Source organism: Rhodobacteraceae bacterium M382 (genome assembly GCA_025141015.1).
Taxonomy (GTDB): domain Bacteria; phylum Pseudomonadota; class Alphaproteobacteria; order Rhodobacterales; family Rhodobacteraceae; genus Aliisedimentitalea; species Aliisedimentitalea scapharcae.
On sequence record CP081098.1, the window covers coordinates 4435008 to 4452826 of the forward strand.

Annotated in this window: 19 protein-coding genes; 10 read left to right on the forward strand and 9 right to left on the reverse strand. The window is 58.8% G+C overall.

The genetic code is table 11. The features are described 5' to 3' along the window. Positions 1 to 119 precede the first annotated feature (119 nt). The 3 genes from K3727_20555 to K3727_20565 all read right to left on the reverse strand — a co-directional run bounded on the left by K3727_20555 (position 120) and on the right by K3727_20565 (position 2474). On the reverse strand, positions 120 to 1118 hold the full coding sequence (locus tag K3727_20555) for an ArsJ-associated glyceraldehyde-3-phosphate dehydrogenase (protein UWQ91101.1): 999 nt from the start codon (positions 1116 to 1118) through the stop codon (positions 120 to 122). Positions 1119 to 1122: 4 nt separating this feature from the next. After that, positions 1123 to 1938 carry a helix-turn-helix domain-containing protein gene (locus K3727_20560; protein UWQ91102.1) on the reverse strand — a complete coding sequence of 272 codons (816 nt, stop codon included), beginning with the start codon at positions 1936 to 1938 and terminating at the stop codon, positions 1123 to 1125. A gap of 86 nt (positions 1939 to 2024) precedes the next feature. Next, positions 2025 to 2474: an Lrp/AsnC family transcriptional regulator gene (locus tag K3727_20565; GenBank protein ID UWQ91103.1), complete on the reverse strand. Its 450-nt coding sequence runs from the start codon at positions 2472 to 2474 to the stop codon at positions 2025 to 2027. A 150-nt stretch (positions 2475 to 2624) separates the two neighbouring features. Here K3727_20565 and K3727_20570 point away from each other — a divergent pair, with 150 nt between their 5' ends. Genes K3727_20570 through K3727_20585 form a run of 4 tightly spaced genes read left to right on the forward strand, consistent with a single transcriptional unit; the run spans position 2625 to position 6849 of the window. Continuing rightward, positions 2625 to 3740, forward strand: coding sequence for an amidohydrolase (locus K3727_20570; protein ID UWQ93477.1), 1116 nt, complete (start codon positions 2625 to 2627; stop codon positions 3738 to 3740). Between the two features lie 5 nt (positions 3741 to 3745). Next, positions 3746 to 4936 (forward strand): diaminopropionate ammonia-lyase, encoded by a 1191-nt coding sequence (locus K3727_20575; GenBank protein ID UWQ91104.1) that lies wholly within the window; start codon positions 3746 to 3748, stop codon positions 4934 to 4936. Beyond that, complete coding sequence (locus tag K3727_20580) at positions 4929 to 6083, forward strand: Xaa-Pro peptidase family protein (GenBank protein UWQ91105.1); 1155 nt, start codon at positions 4929 to 4931, stop codon at positions 6081 to 6083. Before K3727_20575 ends, K3727_20580 begins: the two co-directional genes overlap by 8 nt. Positions 6084 to 6105: 22 nt before the next feature. Further along, positions 6106 to 6849, forward strand: a complete 744-nt coding sequence (locus tag K3727_20585) for an Asp/Glu racemase (GenBank protein ID UWQ91106.1) — start codon at positions 6106 to 6108, stop codon at positions 6847 to 6849. Between the two features lie 99 nt (positions 6850 to 6948). Here the strand turns inward: K3727_20585 and K3727_20590 are convergent, their stop codons facing one another. Next, positions 6949 to 7650, reverse strand: coding sequence for a GntR family transcriptional regulator (locus tag K3727_20590; GenBank protein ID UWQ91107.1), 702 nt, complete (start codon positions 7648 to 7650; stop codon positions 6949 to 6951). Between the two features lie 86 nt (positions 7651 to 7736). Here K3727_20590 and K3727_20595 point away from each other — a divergent pair, with 86 nt between their 5' ends. Beyond that, a complete protein-coding gene (locus K3727_20595; protein ID UWQ91108.1) occupies positions 7737 to 8273 on the forward strand; it encodes a HutD family protein in 537 nt (178 codons plus the stop codon). On the opposite strand, the gene K3727_20600 is transcribed toward K3727_20595, so the two are convergent. Further along, complete coding sequence (locus K3727_20600) at positions 8270 to 9637, reverse strand: formimidoylglutamate deiminase (protein ID UWQ91109.1); 1368 nt, start codon at positions 9635 to 9637, stop codon at positions 8270 to 8272. The genes K3727_20595 and K3727_20600 overlap by 4 nt on opposite strands. Before the next feature lie 61 nt (positions 9638 to 9698). Here K3727_20600 and hutI point away from each other — a divergent pair, with 61 nt between their 5' ends. The 5 genes from hutI to K3727_20625 all read left to right on the forward strand — a co-directional run bounded on the left by hutI (position 9699) and on the right by K3727_20625 (position 15644). Beyond that, positions 9699 to 10937, forward strand: coding sequence for an imidazolonepropionase (hutI, locus tag K3727_20605; GenBank protein UWQ91110.1), 1239 nt, complete (start codon positions 9699 to 9701; stop codon positions 10935 to 10937). Continuing rightward, positions 10934 to 12457: a histidine ammonia-lyase gene (hutH, locus tag K3727_20610; GenBank protein ID UWQ91111.1), complete on the forward strand. Its 1524-nt coding sequence runs from the start codon at positions 10934 to 10936 to the stop codon at positions 12455 to 12457. The genes hutI and hutH overlap by 4 nt, the downstream gene beginning before the upstream one ends. Continuing rightward, positions 12454 to 13236 carry an N-formylglutamate deformylase gene (hutG, locus tag K3727_20615; GenBank protein ID UWQ91112.1) on the forward strand — a complete coding sequence of 261 codons (783 nt, stop codon included), beginning with the start codon at positions 12454 to 12456 and terminating at the stop codon, positions 13234 to 13236. Before hutH ends, hutG begins: the two co-directional genes overlap by 4 nt. Further along, a complete protein-coding gene (locus K3727_20620) occupies positions 13233 to 14912 on the forward strand; it encodes a urocanate hydratase (GenBank protein ID UWQ91113.1) in 1680 nt (559 codons plus the stop codon). The genes hutG and K3727_20620 overlap by 4 nt, the downstream gene beginning before the upstream one ends. 78 nt (positions 14913 to 14990) lie before the next feature. After that, positions 14991 to 15644: an RluA family pseudouridine synthase gene (locus K3727_20625; GenBank protein UWQ91114.1), complete on the forward strand. Its 654-nt coding sequence runs from the start codon at positions 14991 to 14993 to the stop codon at positions 15642 to 15644. Positions 15645 to 15680: 36 nt separating this feature from the next. Here the strand turns inward: K3727_20625 and K3727_20630 are convergent, their stop codons facing one another. The 4 genes from K3727_20630 to serB all read right to left on the reverse strand — a co-directional run bounded on the left by K3727_20630 (position 15681) and on the right by serB (position 17776). Next, the gene (locus K3727_20630) at positions 15681 to 15995 is read right to left on the reverse strand and encodes a YciI family protein (protein ID UWQ91115.1); all 315 of its coding nucleotides are present in this window, start codon (positions 15993 to 15995) and stop codon (positions 15681 to 15683) included. 22 nt (positions 15996 to 16017) lie between these two features. Beyond that, positions 16018 to 16449 (reverse strand): SRPBCC domain-containing protein, encoded by a 432-nt coding sequence (locus tag K3727_20635; GenBank protein UWQ91116.1) that lies wholly within the window; start codon positions 16447 to 16449, stop codon positions 16018 to 16020. Then, the gene (locus tag K3727_20640; protein UWQ91117.1) at positions 16446 to 16769 is read right to left on the reverse strand and encodes a metalloregulator ArsR/SmtB family transcription factor; all 324 of its coding nucleotides are present in this window, start codon (positions 16767 to 16769) and stop codon (positions 16446 to 16448) included. Before K3727_20640 ends, K3727_20635 begins: the two co-directional genes overlap by 4 nt. A 131-nt stretch (positions 16770 to 16900) precedes the next feature. Beyond that, positions 16901 to 17776 carry a phosphoserine phosphatase SerB gene (gene serB / locus K3727_20645; GenBank protein UWQ91118.1) on the reverse strand — a complete coding sequence of 292 codons (876 nt, stop codon included), beginning with the start codon at positions 17774 to 17776 and terminating at the stop codon, positions 16901 to 16903. Positions 17777 to 17819: the final 43 nt, after the last annotated feature.

The following is a 17819-nucleotide window of genomic DNA, read 5'->3' on the forward strand; positions in this document are numbered from 1 at the left end:
ATAGAGGAACCAGGGGGGAGAACGCCCTGTGTTCCATACCTCTCGCCTCCTGCGTATCCGTTTTCACAAACTTCGGAGGCCTTGCAGATAGTCGCCCCTGCGCAAACTGTCCTCTCGGGTCAGAGGCTGTCGCCTACCATCAGGGCCACGTCTGCCAGCCGATGTGCATACCCCCATTCGTTGTCATACCAGGCGTAAATCTTTACCTGTGTACCGTTCACGACCATGGTCGACGGCGCGTCAATGATCGTCGAACGCGCGTCATTGACATAATCACAACTGACCAGCGGCCGGGTCTCATACCCCAGAATGCCTTTCAATGCGCCTTCGGATGCCACCCGGAACAGCTCATTCACTTCTTCGGCAGTGGTTTCGCGCTCGACCTCGAACACACAATCGGTCAGCGAAGCGTTCAGCAGCGGCACCCGCACAGCATGACCGTTCAGCTTGCCAGTCAGTTCCGGAAAGATCAGCATGATCGCGGTGGCTGATCCGGAGGTTGTCGGGATCAGAGAATTCATCGCTGATCGGGCCCGGCGCAGGTCCTTGGCGGGGCGATCGACGATGGTTTGCGTATTGGTCACATCGTGAATCGTGGTCATGGACCCATGTTTGATCCCTAACCCTTCGTGCAACACCTTGACCACCGGGGCCAGACAGTTGGTGGTACAGCTGGCAGCGGTTACGATCCGATGTTGCGCCGGGTTATAGATGTCTTCGTTGACCCCCATCACGATGTTCGCCGTCGGACCGTCCTTTACCGGAGCCGAAACCACGACCTTTTTTACACCAGCGGTAAAATACGGTGTCAGCTTGGCTTCCGTCTTGAAGGCACCCGTGCAGTCTATCATCACATCCACACCATCCAGCGGCAGATCCTCCAACCTGTCGGTCCGGCACACTGGGATGCGGGCACCATTGATTGTGATGCTGTCTGCGTCATGGCCGAACTCGGCATCCCAATGCCCATGCACAGTGTCGAATTCCAACAACAAAGCGTGCATTTCCGGATCACCCATCGCGTCGTTGATGAACGCAATCTTGGCACCGCGTTCCAGCAGCGGCCGAATGGCCAGCTTGCCCATCCGGCCCATTCCGTTGATGGCATAGGTTGTCATCTTTTCAATCCTTGTCTTTGGCAAGATCGTCTACCCTGTACTGCAAGGACGATCTGTCGAGTGTTTCAAATGGCAATGCGGCAAAGGCCTGAATCCGATGGCGCAACATGGCAAAAGCATTCTGAAAGGCGAGCGCCCGTTCGGCCTCGGACCCGGAGGCAGTGACCGGGTCCGGCACCCCCCAATGGGCGCTGATCGGCTGTCCTGACCAGGGCGGGCATTCCTCGTTTGCAGATTCGTCACATACAGTGAACACAAAATCCAACTCAGGCGCATCTTTGGCCTGATAGACGTCTATATTCTGCGACCTCAGGTCACTGACATCATAGCCTTTGTTCCGAAGCAGACGCATGGCCATCGGGTTTGGCTCGGTCGCGGGGGTCACACCCGCAGAATAGACATTGAACACCTGTCCCGCTTCATGACGCAGGATCGCTTCGGCAAAAATCGAACGCGCCGAGTTTGCGCTACAGATGAACAGAACATTCAGCTTGCGGTCCGTCGGCAGGGCAAGATCACGCCCCCCCCCTATGTCGGGCCTGCCGCGCCCACAATCCAGCAGCAGGTAATCCATGATCTGTTGCACGGCTGACACCTGCGCCTTGTACAAAAGAGATGTGCCGTGCCGGGTCTGAGATATCAGCCCAATTTCTCTCAGGGCCGACAGATAGACTGAAAGCGTGCTTGGCTTGATCCCAAGCGCCGCACCGATATCACCGGCTGAAACATCATCGGGATATCTGCGCACCAACAACCTGAACACGGCCATGCGGTGTGGATGTCCCAAAGTGGTAAGGCGTTTCAGAATCTCTTTTTCCATAATTCATGGATTATTGAATTAAGGCGGCATGCGCAACCTTTTTTTGCCTCCCAAAACGTCCCACCCTGTGTGATCCTGCGTTCTCGTCAGAACACATCCAACGAAACTTTGACCCGGTCCATGGCAATCGAGGTCTTGAACCGGCTGATATTGGATTCCTCAAAGAAATAAGTTTGGGTAAACTGTTCATATTCCTTGATATTTTCAACCACGAGAACCAGAATGAAATCCGCCTCGCCCGTGGTGTAATAACACTGCTGCACACATGATGCGCCGCGCATTCTACGTTTGAACGCCTCCAACGACGCCAGATTTTCCCGCTCCAGGATCACCTCGACAATAACCGTCATTTCCCGGCCCAGCTTGGCCGGAGACAGAACCGCAATCTCCTTTTCGATCACCCCGGTATCGCGCAATTTCTTGAGCCGCTTTTGCACCGCAGCCTGCGATAGCCCGACGTCAAGGCTGATGGTTTCCGCGGTCAAACGTGCGTCGCCCTGGACCAATTTGAGAATCTTGTGATCTGTTTCGTCCATTGCCCTCGCGGTCCTTTCCAATGGTTCCGAATTTCGTAACAGATTATCCGAAAATGTCCGTTTTGCATCTCATAAATCTTCTAACCTCGCCGCAACGATTCAAAAGGTTTCCCGATGCCCGACCAGAGTTTTGACGCCCGGTTGCGCGATATGCGCCACGATTTTCACCGCCATCCCGAATTGGGGTTTTCCGAACACCGAACCAAGGCACAGGTGGCCCAGCGTCTGAGCGACCTGGGACTGGAAGTCCATGAAGGTCGCGGGGTTGTCGGCATTCTGAGGGCGGGATCTGGCAACCGGGCGATTGGCCTGCGGGCAGATATGGATGCGTTGCCGATCCTGGAGACCACTGGGTTGGACTATGCTTCGACCACGCCGGGTACGATGCACGCCTGTGGCCATGACGGACATACAACAATGCTGCTGGGGGCCGCTGAGCTGCTGGCCGAGAACCCCGATTTTGACGGCACTGTCGTCTTTCTATTCCAGCCCAACGAAGAACACGGGCTGGGCGCAATGGCGATGATCGACGAAGGCGTGCTGGAGCGGTTCCCTGTTGAAGAGGTTTACGCAATTCACAACCTGCCCGGCGCTCCTGTGGGTCAAATATCAACCCGTGTGGGCCAGATCTGCGCCTCGGAAAGCCTGTTCGAAATCACGGTCACAGGCAAAGGTGGCCATGCTTCGATGCCACAGGTTGGCGTGGATGCAATTACCGTGTCGGCCGAGCTGGTTACTGCGCTGCAAACCATCGTGTCGCGCAAGCTTGCACCATCAGCCGGTGCCGTGGTGTCGGTCACCGAATTCATCGCCAATGGGCAGCGCAACGTCCTGCCTGGTCAGGTCCTTCTCAAAGGCGACGCTCGGGCGCGTTTGCCACAGGATCGCGCCGACATCGAACGATTCATGCGCCAGATCTGCAACGGTATTGCGATAGCACATGGCGTAGAGGTTCAGGTGGATTTCCGCACTGAATTCATCGAAACCATCAATGCACAGGATCCCGCTGATGCGGTCATCCGCGTCGCTGAGTCCCAGAGGTTGCCGACCTGGCCCAATCGCCCCGCCATGAGCTTCTCCGAAGATTTTGCCCATTTTGCCGCTGCAGTTCCCGGGTGCTTCCTGTTGCTCGGCAACGGCGAACAGGGGGCACATGCGCAGCCGCTGCATGCCTCGGACTATGATTTCAACGACGCGCTTTTGCCCATCGGGGCCCAGTTCTGGGCCGGATTGGTGCATGACCGCCTGCCCAAGACCAAGGACTGATCAATATGACTGATGTTTACACCCAGGCCCAACTGACCCACACCACCGGCAACCCACATGGCCATACGGCAGCAACCCGCGTGTTGAGCCGGTCAGATTTCGATCAGGCCATCAGCGAAATCACCCAATGGCCAGGCTATGCCGCAACCCCGTTGGTGTCGTTGGATGATCTGGCCAGCGATCTGGGGGTGGGCGCAATCCTGTACAAGCATGAAGGCCCCCGCTTTGGGCTGGGCAGCTTCAAGGCACTGGGCGGTGCGTACGCAGCGTTGCGGGTGCTACAGCGTGAGATCGCGCGGCGTCGCGGCACAGACGTGGCGCTGGCCGATATCCGCGCTGGAAAATACGCCGACGACTGCTCCCAAATCACCCTGTGTTCTGCCACCGATGGCAATCACGGCCGGTCCCTGGCCTGGGGTTGCCAGACCTTTGGCGCACCGTGCCGGATCTACATCCATGCCGAAGTCAGCAAGGGTCGCGAAGTCGCGATGCAGGACCTGGGTGCCGACGTCGTCCGTATCGCAGGGGATTACGATGAATCTGTCGCGCTGGCCCGGAGCGAAGCCGAAGCCAACGGCTGGTTCGTGGTGTCCGATACCTCCTGGCCAGGATACAGTGAACCACCGCGCGACGTGATGGCCGGATATGGTGTCATGACACAGGAAGCCTGTGACGCCATGGATCAGGCTCCAACACATGTGTTCCTACAGGGCGGCGTTGGCGGGTTGGCCGCATCGGTCGCCGCGCGTCTGCGTCAGGTTTGGGGCGACGATACCCCGCGCGTCGTGATTGTGGAACCCGAACTGGCCGCCTGCCTGTTCGACAGCGCCAAAGCGGGCAAGGCGACCAATTTTTCCATACACCAGGAGACCATCATGGCCGGTCTTTCCTGTGGGGAACCATCGGAAATGGCGTGGGAAATTCTGACCGAGGAATCCAGCGACTTTGTGACAATCCCAGATAGCATCGTGGCCCCCACCGTGCGGATGCTGGCCCGCCCAACAGGTGTGGCCAAAATCGTCGAAGCCGGAGAAAGCGCAGTGGCAGGCCTGGCGGCCCTGATTGCCGCCTGCAAGTCGGACCTCAAGACCACGCTGGGACTGGACGCGGGCTCGCGGGTTCTTCTGATTGGGTCCGAAGGCATCACCGACCCGGAAATCTACGCCGAGATCATGGAAGGCACCAAACATGGCTGACATCGCGCGCGGTTTTGAAGTCCGCGAATTCGAAGCGCGCACTGCCAAGGCCCAGGCACGGATGGCCGAACAGAGTTTTGACGGCCTGCTGCTGCTATCAGAACCGGAAGTGCGCTATTTCAGCGGCTTCCATACGCTGTTCTGGCAAAGCCCGACACGCCCCTGGTTCCTGTTCGTCCCACGCGAAGGCAAACCAATTGCCATCATTCCCGAAATCGGTGCCGCACTGATGCGCACCGGGTGGCTGGATGACATTCGCACCTGGGCCGCGCCCCAGCCCGAGGATGACGGAATATCCCTTTTGACCGACGTGCTGACCCCGCTGGCGGACCGCGGCGCGACTCTGGGCGTGATGAAAGGGCATGAAACCGGGCTGCGTATGCCGCTGGGTGATTATGAAAGGTTGATGTCAGGGCTGACAGGATTGCATGTGCGCGATTGCACCGGGTTGATCCGGGATCTGCGAATGGTGAAATCCGAGGCCGAGATCGAAAAGCTGGCGCACATCTGCGCCATCGGCTCGCGCAGCTTTGCGCAGGTCGAGAGCTTTGCCCAGGCTGGACAGCCTTTTGCCGATACATTTCGCGCCTTTCGCCGCGAGGCCCTGGCACAGGGGGCCGATGACGTGCCCTATTTGGTCGGCGGCGCAGATCAGGGCGGTTATCACGATGTGATTTCCCCCCCGTCTATGCGCCCCCTGCAGACCGGCGACATCATGATGCTGGACACCGGGGCCACGTTTGACGGGTATTTCTGCGACTTTGATCGCAACTGGGCCATCGGGCGCGCTGATGACGCGTCCAAACATGCCTACGACACCCTGTGGCGCGCCACCGAGGCGGGCCTGACCGCAGCCCGCCCTGGTGCCACCTGCGCTGATCTGTTCCGGGCGATGATGTCGGTGATCGGTGAGGCAGATGGTGACGTTGGGCGTTTGGGTCACGGTCTGGGCATGCAGCTGACCGAATGGCCGTCCCATGCCGCATGGGATGAAACCGTTCTAACGGAAAACATGGTACTGACACTGGAGCCGTCCATGGGCTACGGTGACGGCCGGATCATGGTTCACGAGGAAAACATCGTGGTCCGCGACGGCGCTGCGCAATTGCTCAGCACTCGCGCCGCGCGGGAATTGCCCATAATATGATCCGGACACCAGGGAGAGCGTCATGAAACTGGATTTTGAAACCGACGCGGGGGTCGGAACCCGGGCCAAGATGGGTCTGATCGTTTTGGAAACCGACGAATCCCTGGAGCCTGAGTTGGCCCGGGTCGCCGGCCTGCCGGGCGTGGCCATCTATCACACACGAATCCCGATGGTCGCCGAGATCAACCCCGAGACACTGATGCGGATGAAACAGGATCTGCCTGCTGCTGCCAATGCCTTGCCAGAGCCGATGGAATTTGACGTGATCGGATATGGCTGCACGTCGGCTTCGACGGTGATCGGGTCTGATGCGGTACGCGATGCTGTGCGCACAGCGCGCCCGGGCGTTCAGGTCACTGATCCGCTGCGGGCCGCAATTGCCGCCTGTCAGGCCCTGAACGTCACGCGACTGGGGTTCGTGACACCCTATATCCCGGAAGTCTCCAACAGGATGCGGACCAAGCTGGAAGACGCAGGGATCGAGATCGCCGGTTTCGGGTCGTTTGAAGAAAGCGACGACCGTGTCGTGGCCCGGATCTCCGAAGCATCCGTCCTGAGCGCGATCGAAACCGTGGCCGCCCAGGCGTCTTGTGATGCAGTGTTTGTGTCCTGCACCAACCTGAGGATCCTGAACATTCTGGAACAGGCCGAAGCGAGGATCGGGTGCCCGGTGATATCCAGCAATCTGGCATTGAGCTGGCATATGTTGCGCCTGTCTGGCGTTTCAGAGCCGCGCATCGGGTTTGGGAAGTTGCTGCAAGTCTGAGGAAGATTTGGGGCGCTGCCCCCCGCGTTGCAATCCCATAGGGTTTCCTCCTCCACCCGAGGTGGGTTTGATCAGAACGAAACCGTACTCTCAAAGAGATCAGTAACGGGTGCTCATCCGATAGCCGGGGTGGTAGCTCATTCTCACATAAGTGACAGGCTGACCTTGAAACCAGGTGGTCCGATCAAGCTGCAAGACGGGTGTGGCCAATGGTATGGCCAGAAACTCCGACAATGACGCGTCCGCTGCAACGGATGTCAGACCGATCTCTGCATCGGTAAAGGGCACCCGCTCGAGCAGCCATTCATTTGGTCCCAGGGATGCAAAATCTGCCTCGAGGACATCAGGAACCGCATCGACATTGATCCAACGATTTTCGAATTGAAACGGTCGGTTGTCGGCATAATGCATACATTTCACCTGCAACGCGCGCGCGCGATCCGGCAGGTTCAACTGGGCCGCCAACCAATCGGGAGCGGTGACCAGGGTGCGCTGTACCAAAGCATATCGATAGGTTGCGTTGGTTTCTTCAATGGTGTGGCGCACAACGGCAATTTCGAACACGGCCTGTTTTACCGGTGCCACAGCCACCCGCGTGCCGCTTTTGCGTTTGCGATCGACGATACCGCGTTCGGCCAATTCACGCATGGCCCTGTTGACTGTCGCACGCGCACAGCCGAATTCTTCCGCCAGTTCGAATTCGGTGGGCAACAGGGTGCCCTGAGGCCATTCGCGATCCTGAATTCGGCGGATCACTTCGTCGCGTACGTCCTGGAAGCTGGTTTTTCGGCTATTGGTCACTTAGGTTCCGATATCTGGAAGGATTATGTTCTGGTTATCGCGATTATGTCTGCGATTATGTCCGGATCACAAAGGAGACGCAACCGATGCACTTTGATATTGCAATCTGCCCACCGGTGCCCTGGAAAAATGGCGGCGGGATGACCCGGATGTTGATGTCACAGGAGGGACCGAATGGGCTGTCCTGGCGTCTGAGCCTGGCGGACATACAGACCGACGGGCCATTTTCGACATTTCCCGGATTGCAGCGAATCCTGACCATCGTATCCGGGGACGGGATCGACCTGTTCAATTCGGACCACCGCCTACTGGCTCGCCCCTATCAGCCTGTGTCCTTTTCAGGTGATCTGGCGTTGGACAGCCAGCGTGTCGGGGCGGACACAAGAGCATTCAACCTGATGTTTGATGCGGATAAGATCCGGGGCGACGTCCGCGTGCTGCAAACTGGGCGATCGGATCTTTCGGGGACAAATGTTGTTTTTGTCATGCAGGGGGCGGTTCGGATTTTCGGACAACCCGACCTGCAAGATGGGCAGGGAGCCCGATTGGAAGGGTCCACACAGATTCAGGCCGAACCGGGAGCGTCCGGCCTGATTGTCTCTTTGGAGTCCCGATCTGTTTAGATCGACGCCAGAAGGGATTTGATTGCGACACCGTAGTTGGCAGTGATTTCCGCACGAGCGACATGTTGACCGTTCTGGACTTGATGACGGCCAGCAGACCACAGATCGGTGACAACCCGATCCTTGGCAGCAAAACACAGGCCATCCAAAAGCTGATCATCCCGCAGCGCGACCAAGGCCGGATCGGCGCTGTCAATTGCCACCAGATCTGCAAATTTGCCCACAGCAATGGCACCGCTGTTGCGCCCTACGGCGGTGGCACCTCCAGTGGCTGACCCCATGTAAAGGACTTCGCCCACCGACCCTTCGCCCGGGATCATAACATTGCGGCTAATGTCGCGCAAACGCTGGGAATATTCGAGCATCCTCAGTTCCTCGGTCAAGGAAATGCAAACGTTTGAATCCGAGCCGAGCCCAAATGCGCCCCCCTCTTCCAAGTAGGCAGGGCCGTTGAACGGACCGTCGCCCAGATTGGCCTCGGTGATCGGGCACAGGCCGGCCACCGCGCCCGACCGGGCCATGTCACGGGTTTCCGAGGCGGTCATATGCGTGGCATGGATCAAACACCAATTGCTGTCGACCGGAGCGTTCTCCAACAGCCATTCCACAGGGCGCGCGCCAAGCCAGGATTGGATATCCTCGACTTCCTTGGGTTGCTCGGAGATGTGGATGTGGATCGGGTTTCCGGCGGCAACTGGAAGAACCTCGGCCAAATCTTCGGGGCACGTGGCCCGCAGCGAATGTGGCGCGATGCCGACACGGGTATCTGCGGGCAGCGTCGCCTCAGCCACGGCCCGAGCTTCGCCCACCAGGTCGGCGAATTGGGCAACCGAATTGCCAAACCGCATCTGACCACCGCTCAGATCAGCACGCCCAGCGCCACCATAGGAATAGAGCACCGGCAAATGGGTCAGCCCGATCCCGGTTTGATCCGCCGCAGAAAATACCCGCTGGCTCAGCTCGCTGACCTGATCGAAACGTCCCCCACCATTCTGATGGTGCACATAATGAAACTCACCAACCGATGCATAGCCAGCTTCCTGCATCTCCATGAACACCAGCGCAGCGATGGCCTGGTATTGTTCGGGCGTCACATTCTGCATGAATTGATACATCAAGGTGCGCCAGGTCCAGAAGCTGTCGCGCCCGGCTGCGCGCACCTCGGTCATGCCGGCCATAGCCCGTTGGAACGAATGCGAATGCAGGTTGGCCAGCGCAGGCAACAACACATCCACCATTATGTCGCCCTGCTGAGGTGTCACATCCGTCTCTATCGCGGTGATTTTGCCGTTCTTATGACTGACCCGCACATTTCTTTGCCATCCGGCATCGGTTCTGGCGCGCTGCGCGAAAATCGTCTGCATGTGATCCTCTTATGTATAGACATAATAATCTTAAACGCATACCTTAAATACAGCAAGCAGAATGAAGGGATCGGATTCGGTGACAAGGGATTTTGTTCTGACCGGGGCGCGCATCGCGACAATGAACACCGGTGAAACGCCTTATGGGCTGATCAAAGACGGCGCGGTTGCGGTTCGAAATGGCGTGATCGAATGGGTCGGAGATACAGGAGACTTGCCTGCATCCTACGCTGACCTGACCGCTCGGGATATGGCGGGACGTCTGATGACACCTGGCCTGATCGACTGCCACACGCATATTGTCTTTGGTGGCAACCGGGCGTTGGAATTCGAAATGCGCCTGAATGGTGCCAGCTATGAGGAAGTAGCCCGGGCTGGTGGCGGCATCGTGTCCACCGTGACGGCGACCCGCGCAGCGTCGATCGAGACCCTGATCGCAAATGCCCTGCCCCGTCTGGACGCGTTGATCGCAGAAGGTGCAACGGTGGTCGAAGTCAAGTCCGGCTATGGGCTGGATCGCGAAACCGAATTGAACATGCTGCGCGCTGCCCGCACGCTGGCAACACTGCGCCCAATGACGATCAGGACCACGTTTCTGGGAGCCCATGCAACACCGGCCGAATACAAGGATCGCGATGACCACTATATCGACGAGGTCTGTATCCCGACCCTGCGCGCCGCCCATGCCGAAGGGCTGGTGGACGCCGTCGACGGATTCTGCGAAGGCATCGCCTTTCAACCCGATCAGATCGAACGGGTGTTCCAGGTCGCGGCGGAACTGAACCTGCCGGTCAAATTGCACGCCGAACAGCTGAGCCATCTGGGGGGGACCCAATTGGCGGCCCGCTATGGGGCGCTGTCGGTTGACCACGTGGAATATGCCAATGACGACGACGCCAGGGCGATGGCCGACAGCGGATCGGTCGCGGTCATCCTGCCCGGGGCGTTCTACACCATTCGCGAAACACAGGTGCCCCCCATCGGATCATTCCGCAATCGCGGCGTGCCGATGGCGCTGGCCACAGACTGCAACCCCGGATCATCGCCTCTGACCTCGCTGCTGCTGACCATGAACATGGGCTGCACCCTGTTCCGCATGACCCCCGAAGAGGCACTGGCTGGTGTCACTCGCAACGCCGCCAAGGCGCTGGGTCTGAAGGATCGTGGCCAGATCGCCCCCGGCATGGTGGCCGATCTGGCGATCTGGGACGTCGAAACCCCCGGAGAGCTCTCTTATCGCATCGGGTTCAACCCGCTCCACTCACGCATTTACGCTCAGACGCAAGAAGGTACATCATGATTTCAATGACGCCCGGCGAAGTCACGCTCGTCACGCTGCAAGAGATCTACCGCAACCTAACACCGGCGCGGTTGCATCGCGCGGCCCGACCCGCCGTCGAAGCCGCCGCCCAGATGGTGGCAGACGCCGCCGCCGGCAGCGAAGCCGTCTATGGCATCAACACAGGGTTCGGTAAGCTGGCCAGCACCAAGATTGCCCCAGAAGACACCGAGACCCTGCAACGCAACCTGATCCTGTCGCATTGCTGCGGTGTCGGCGATCCGCTGCCCGAAGACAAAGTCCGCCTGATGATGACGCTGAAGCTGTTGTCGATGGGCCGGGGAGCTTCTGGTGTGCGTTGGTTGGTGATCGAACAGATCGAAAACATGCTGGAGCACGGAGTTCTCCCTGTGGTTCCCTCTCAGGGGTCTGTTGGGGCTTCGGGTGATCTGGCCCCCTTGGCCCATATGGCAGCCGCAATGATCGGCGCTGGCGAAGCCACATTTGAAGGTGCCCGCATGCCCAGCGCGGAGGCATTGGAAAAGGCCGGGTTGCAGCCGATCGTTCTGGGCCCCAAAGAAGGTCTGGGGCTGATCAATGGAACGCAGTTTTCAACCGCCTGTGCCTTGGCCGGGCTATTTGATGGCTGGCGGCTGGCCGAAGCGTCCATGGTGATTGCCTCGTTGACCACGGACGCGATCATGGGGTCGACTGCACCTCTGGTGGCGGACATCCATACGCTGCGCGGTCACGCGGGACAGATCGATGTCGCCCGCGAAATGCGCGCCATCATGGAGGGGTCGGAAATCCGCGAAAGCCATCGCGAAGACGACACTCGTGTCCAGGATCCCTATTGTATCCGCTGCCAGCCACAGGTTGTCGGTGCCGCACTGGACGTGCTGCGCATGGCCGCCAAAACGCTGGAGATCGAAGCCAACGCCGTCACCGACAATCCGCTGGTTCTGGTGAACGAAGGGCGCATCGTATCGGGCGGCAACTTCCACGCCGAATATGTCGGCTTTGCCGCTGATCAGATCGCGTTGGCCGTGGCTGAAATTGGTGCCATCGCCCAGCGCCGCGTTGCGCTGATGGTCGACCCAACGCTCAGCTTTGATCTGCCACCGTTCCTGACCCCGAATCCGGGTCTGAACTCGGGCTTTATGATCGCCGAGGTGACCACCGCCGCGCTGATGAGCGAGAACAAGCATCTCGCCAATCCTTGCGTAACAGACTCTACTCCGACCTCCGCCAACCAGGAGGACCACGTGTCGATGGCCGCCCATGGTGCGCTGCGTCTGGGCCGGATGAACACCAACCTGTCGGTCATCCTGGGGGTCGAACTGCTGTGCGCCGCGCAGGGTGTTGAAGCCCGCAGCCCGCTGGCCACCTCCACCCGATTGCAGGACGTTATCAACGCGCTGCGCGCCAATGTGCCGTCGCTGGAAGATGATCGCTATCTCGCACCAGATATCGAAGCCGCATCCGCCATGGTGCGCGCGGGCGAAATCGCGGCCGCTGCTGGTATCGAGGTGGCCGCATGATCGAAATCACCCAAGGCACATCTCCGCTGGTGTTGGGGCTGCCCCACACCGGGACCGATGTGCCCGACGACATCTGGGGTAATCTGAACGAGACCGGACAGGGGTTGGCTGATACTGATTGGCACATCCAAGATCTCTATGACGGGGTGGTGGAAAACGTCACAACGGTACGCACGCCGATCCACCGTTATGTGATTGACGTGAACCGCGACCCAGCTGGGGTCAGCCTGTACCCCGGCCAGAACACCACCACTTTGGTGCCGATAACCGATTTCGACGGGAACCCGATCTGGCGCGAGGGTTGCGAACCGGATGAGGCAGAGATCATCCGCCGCCGCGAGGCGTTTCATGCGCCCTATCATGCCGCGTTGGAGGCCGAGATGGAACGGGTCAAGGAAATCCACGGGTTTGCCATTCTCTATGATTGCCATTCGATCCGCGGCGACATCCCGTTTCTGTTTGACGGGCGTCTGCCGGATTTCAATGTCGGGACCAATCTGGGCACCACCTGTGATCCTGCGATCGAGGCCATGACCGTGGCCCGATGTGCCGCCGCCGATGGGTACACCGACATCCTCAACGGTCGGTTCAAAGGCGGCTGGACCACTCGTCACTATGGCCGCCCTGCCGAAGGGCTGCACGCCATCCAGATGGAATTGGCCCAGGCCACCTATTGCCAGGAAAGCCCCCCCTGGAGCTATGAAGCTGACCGCGCGACCCGGTTGCGCACACATCTCACCGATATTCTCACCGACCTGCAGAACTGGAGACCCGCATGAGCGATCCCCGTAAGAACACCCGCGACGTTTTCCCCCCCACCGGCACCGAGATCACGGCCAAATCCTGGCTGACCGAAGCGCCAATGCGGATGCTGATGAACAACCTCCACCCGGATGTAGCCGAAAACCCGCATGAATTGGTGGTTTATGGCGGCATCGGCCGCGCCGCCCGCACCTGGAAAGATTTCGACCTGATCGTCGAAACCCTGAAGGGCCTTGAAGAAGACCAGACCCTGTTGGTGCAATCGGGCAAACCGGTTGGAGTGTTCCAGACCCACAAGGACGCGCCGCGCGTTCTGATCGCCAACTCCAATCTGGTGCCGCATTGGGCCAACTGGGACCACTTTAACGAGCTCGATAAAAAAGGCCTGATGATGTACGGCCAGATGACCGCCGGGTCCTGGATCTACATTGGCACCCAAGGCATCGTTCAGGGCACCTATGAGACCTTTGCCGAGGCCGGGCGTCAGCATTTTGACGGCGATCTGACCGGCAAATGGATCCTGACCGGTGGTCTTGGCGGCATGGGCGGAGCGCAACCTTTGGCAGCTGTATTTGCCGGGGCCTGTTGTCTGGCGGTGGAATGCAACCCTGACAGCATCGATTTCCGCCTGCGCACCAAATATCTGGACGAAAAGGCCGAAACCCTGGACGAAGCGTTGGAGATGATCGAGCGTTGGACCGCTGCTGGCGAAGCCAAATCCGTGGGTCTGCTGGGCAATGCCGCGGATGTGTTTGCCGAACTGGTGGACCGCGCCAAGGCGGGCGGCACAAAACCCGATATCGTCACCGACCAGACATCGGCCCACGACCCGGTCAACGGCTACCTGCCGCAGAACTGGACCATGGCCCAGTGGAAGGACATGCGCGAAAAAGACCCTAAAGCAGTGGAAAAAGCTGCCCGAGCATCAATGAAGGTGCAGGTTGCGGCAATGTGCGAATTCCACGCGATGGGCATTCCAACCGTGGATTATGGCAACAACATCCGCCAGATGGCGCTGGAAGAAGGTTTGGAAAACGCGTTCGATTTCCCCGGCTTTGTCCCCGCCTATATCCGTCCGCTGTTCTGCAAGGGCATTGGCCCGTTCCGCTGGTGTGCTCTGTCGGGTGATCCCGAAGATATCCGCAAGACCGACGCCAAAATGAAAGAACTGTTCCCTGACAACGCTGACCTGCATCGTTGGTTGGACATGGCGCAGGAACGCATCGCGTTCCAGGGCTTGCCGGCGCGGATCTGTTGGATCGGCCTGGGCGATCGTCACAAAGCGGGTCTGGCGTTCAATGAGATGGTCCGCACTGGCGAACTCTCAGCCCCGGTTGTCATCGGCCGTGACCATCTGGATTCGGGTTCTGTTGCCTCACCCAACCGTGAGACAGAATCGATGATGGACGGCTCGGACGCGGTGTCGGATTGGCCGCTGCTGAACGCGCTGCTGAACACCGCATCCGGCGCGACCTGGGTTTCGCTACACCATGGTGGTGGTGTTGGCATGGGCTTCTCTCAGCACTCGGGCGTGGTGATCTGTTGTGACGGCACCGAAGATGCTGATCGCCGTATCGGTCGTGTGCTGTGGAACGATCCGGCAACTGGTGTGATGCGCCATGCAGATGCAGGGTATGATATCGCCAAAGATCATGCCCGCGAATGCGGCCTGAACCTGCCTGGCATTCTCTGAAATAGGTTGCGGCCATCCGACCAGGGTGGCCGCTTCTCCCACTGGCCATTTGCGCCAAATCATGCGACCTGTGCGCGTATGAGCACCGGTACAGACTACACCCCCCCGCAAACCCCGCTGGACGTCCTGCACGAGGACAGCGATATTGTTGTTGTCAACAAACCTGCTGGTCTGTTGTCGGTTCCCGGGCGCGGCGAGCATCTGTCGGATTGCCTGTTGACCCGTGTGCAGGTTGCCTTCCCTACCGCCTTGTTGGTGCACAGGCTGGACAGGGATACATCGGGGGTGATGGTGTTCGGATTGACACCGCATGCCCAGCGCCATCTGTCGATGCAATTCGAAAAACGGTCGACCAAAAAGACCTATGTCGCCCGTGTTTCCGGTCGGCTGGAACCCAAGACGGGTACAGTGGATCTGCCGCTCATCGTGGATTGGCCGAACCGTCCTTTGCAAATGGTGTGCCACGAGACGGGCAAACCCTCAGTAACGGATTGGCGGGTGGTCAAATATGGTGCCGGGGAAACCCGGGTGCGGCTGACACCCAAAACCGGGCGAACACATCAACTGCGGGTGCATATGCTGGCGATGGGTCACCCCATGTTGGGCGACCCGCTGTATGCACCGGAAACGATGGATCAATATGGCCGCCTGATGCTGCATTCCGAAGAATTGCGGCTGAAACACCCTGAAAACGAGAAATCCATGAAATTCCGGGCCAAGGCCGAATTTTGAACAGGGCCGACACAACCGGGGCCCTGTTCCAATCGCTTACATTTCGTGGACTTCGGCCACTTCTACGGACCCGGACCCGTCCACAACCATCGGACAGCCTTTGGCCACTTCGCAGGCGGCCGCAATGTCAGCCGCCTGTATAACAGAGTAACCGGAAATCGGGTTGGCACCGCCATCATCAGCGACACCGCCACCAGACACGGTTTTTGACATGCCCACAGGCGCGCCGGGGATCACCAGGTCATCGCCCATTCCCCCCATCCAGGCCTGCCAGGCAGCCATGACTTTGGCGCCTTCTTCAGGGGTATCGGGGGTTTTTCCGCCGTGATAGGCAAATACGAACTGTGGCATAATATCTTCCTCCTGTTGAAAATCAGTTGAGTTTTGCAGTGAGTTTGCTCAATGCCGAGCTCCAACCGCGTTCGTGGCTTGCGCTCATTTCGCTGTCATCCAGATCCCGGTGATCAATGGTCAAACGCGCACCCGTCGCGGTTTCGGACACGCTGAATGTCACATGGCTTTCTGGTCCGCGCTGATCCTGATCGTCATGCCAGCCCCAAGTGAAGCCAACGGACTTTGGCGGATCCACATGGGTCACCTGTCCGGAGACCTTGAATTTCTGCCCGCTATCGTCACCGACCATCACGGACAGCCAGGGCCCGGGTTTGGTCAGGTTCAGATCATGTTCGCCAATGGTCATCCCTTCGGGCCCCCACCATTGCAACAATTTGGCCGGATCGGTCAGCCAGACATACAGACGATCAGGGGTCACAGGAAAATCGCGTTCCAGACGCAGGTCGGTCATTCCAATTCCTCTTCGCGTATTGCCGCCTCCAGGCGGTCCAGGCTGCTGTTCCAGAAATCACGTCGCGAAATCGTCCAATTAGCGATCAGCTGTATACCTTCGGGGCGCGCGGAATAGAGCCGCCGTGTCCCATCGGCGCGCTGTTCAATCAACCCCGCTTCGCGCAAGACCTTGAGATGCCGCGAGATCGCCGGGGCCGAGATCCCAGATCCTCGCACCAGATCCCCGGCGGGCAGTTCACCGTGATCCATAAGTTGTTCGACGATGGTCAGACGGGTTTCGTCAGACAGGGCCGAAAATGTTCTGAGCAAAGGTGCCATGCTCTGATCATTAATCATTTTGTTAATTAACACAATAGTTAATTTACGGATAGCAATAGATTGTTTGACGTTTCCGTCGCTCCGCCACGAGCCCGTGTTTTCATTGTGTTATTCGTTGCGTTCTTCGCCGTTCAGGTGGCAAATTCCGCTTTGGAATAGCCTTGGAGATACAACAGGGCCGTCAAATCACCGTGGTTGATCCGAATATCGCATTGTGCCGCGACGGATGGTTTGGCGTGCAGCGCCACCCCTGCGCCTGCCCGGCCCAACATGCCCAGATCATTGGCACCATCGCCCACCGCGATCACATCGAATTCGGAAATGCCCAAACGCGCCGAGATGTCTTCGAGCGCCTGCACCTTGGCCTCGCGCCCCAGAATTGGATGCCCAACATCTCCGGTCAGCTTGCCGTTTTCGATATGCAGCGTGTTGGCACGGTTTTCGTCAAACCCCAGGGTCGATGCCACATAGGCCGTAAATGCGGTGAACCCACCAGAGACCAACGCCGCATACCCGCCGTTTGCTTTCATTGTCGCCAGCAAGGCCCGGCCACCTGGCATCAGGGTGATCCGTTCCGCCAGAACTTTGGCAATCACGTTTTCATCCAGCCCTTTGAGCAGCCCAACCCGTTCGATCAACGCCCCTTCAAAGTCCAATTCTCCATTCATGGCCCGGGCGGTGATGTCCTTGACGTGATCCCCCACTCCAGCTTCATCTGCCAATTCGTCGATACACTCCTGCTGGATCATGGTGCTGTCCATATCCGCCAGAAGCATCTTCTTGCGCCGTCCCTGTTCAGGCTGAATGATCAGATCGACCCCCATCCCCTGAAGGTCCTGCCACACAGCCCATTGGTTGTCGGGTTTGGTTTCCAGTTGAAATTCTGCAGCCTCATCCACGGACAGCCACTGGGCCTCTCCGCCACCCCAGGCATTGCGTAGGGAGTCCACCAAAGCGGGATCCAGCGCAGGATTGGCAGGAGAGGTCAGAAGAGTGGCATAAAACATGATGTGCGGATCCTCGAGCTTGCAAAGGCCACGATGGCCTGTT

Coding starts and splice junctions, on each gene's coding strand:
- K3727_20555 (UWQ91101.1), bottom strand. CDS start 1,118: ATGACAACCTATGCCATCAACGGAATGGGCCGGATGGGCAAGCTGGCC.
- K3727_20560 (UWQ91102.1), bottom strand. CDS start 1,938: ATGGAAAAAGAGATTCTGAAACGCCTTACCACTTTGGGACATCCACAC.
- K3727_20565 (UWQ91103.1), bottom strand. CDS start 2,474: ATGGACGAAACAGATCACAAGATTCTCAAATTGGTCCAGGGCGACGCA.
- K3727_20570 (UWQ93477.1), top strand. CDS start 2,625: ATGCGCCACGATTTTCACCGCCATCCCGAATTGGGGTTTTCCGAACAC.
- K3727_20575 (UWQ91104.1), top strand. CDS start 3,746: ATGACTGATGTTTACACCCAGGCCCAACTGACCCACACCACCGGCAAC.
- K3727_20580 (UWQ91105.1), top strand. CDS start 4,929: ATGGCTGACATCGCGCGCGGTTTTGAAGTCCGCGAATTCGAAGCGCGC.
- K3727_20585 (UWQ91106.1), top strand. CDS start 6,106: ATGAAACTGGATTTTGAAACCGACGCGGGGGTCGGAACCCGGGCCAAG.
- K3727_20595 (UWQ91108.1), top strand. CDS start 7,737: ATGCACTTTGATATTGCAATCTGCCCACCGGTGCCCTGGAAAAATGGC.
- K3727_20600 (UWQ91109.1), bottom strand. CDS start 9,637: ATGCAGACGATTTTCGCGCAGCGCGCCAGAACCGATGCCGGATGGCAA.
- hutI (UWQ91110.1), top strand. CDS start 9,699: ATGAAGGGATCGGATTCGGTGACAAGGGATTTTGTTCTGACCGGGGCG.
- hutH (UWQ91111.1), top strand. CDS start 10,934: ATGATTTCAATGACGCCCGGCGAAGTCACGCTCGTCACGCTGCAAGAG.
- hutG (UWQ91112.1), top strand. CDS start 12,454: ATGATCGAAATCACCCAAGGCACATCTCCGCTGGTGTTGGGGCTGCCC.
- K3727_20620 (UWQ91113.1), top strand. CDS start 13,233: ATGAGCGATCCCCGTAAGAACACCCGCGACGTTTTCCCCCCCACCGGC.
- K3727_20625 (UWQ91114.1), top strand. CDS start 14,991: ATGAGCACCGGTACAGACTACACCCCCCCGCAAACCCCGCTGGACGTC.
- K3727_20630 (UWQ91115.1), bottom strand. CDS start 15,995: ATGCCACAGTTCGTATTTGCCTATCACGGCGGAAAAACCCCCGATACC.
- K3727_20635 (UWQ91116.1), bottom strand. CDS start 16,449: ATGACCGACCTGCGTCTGGAACGCGATTTTCCTGTGACCCCTGATCGT.
- K3727_20640 (UWQ91117.1), bottom strand. CDS start 16,769: ATGGCACCTTTGCTCAGAACATTTTCGGCCCTGTCTGACGAAACCCGT.
- serB (UWQ91118.1), bottom strand. CDS start 17,776: ATGTTTTATGCCACTCTTCTGACCTCTCCTGCCAATCCTGCGCTGGAT.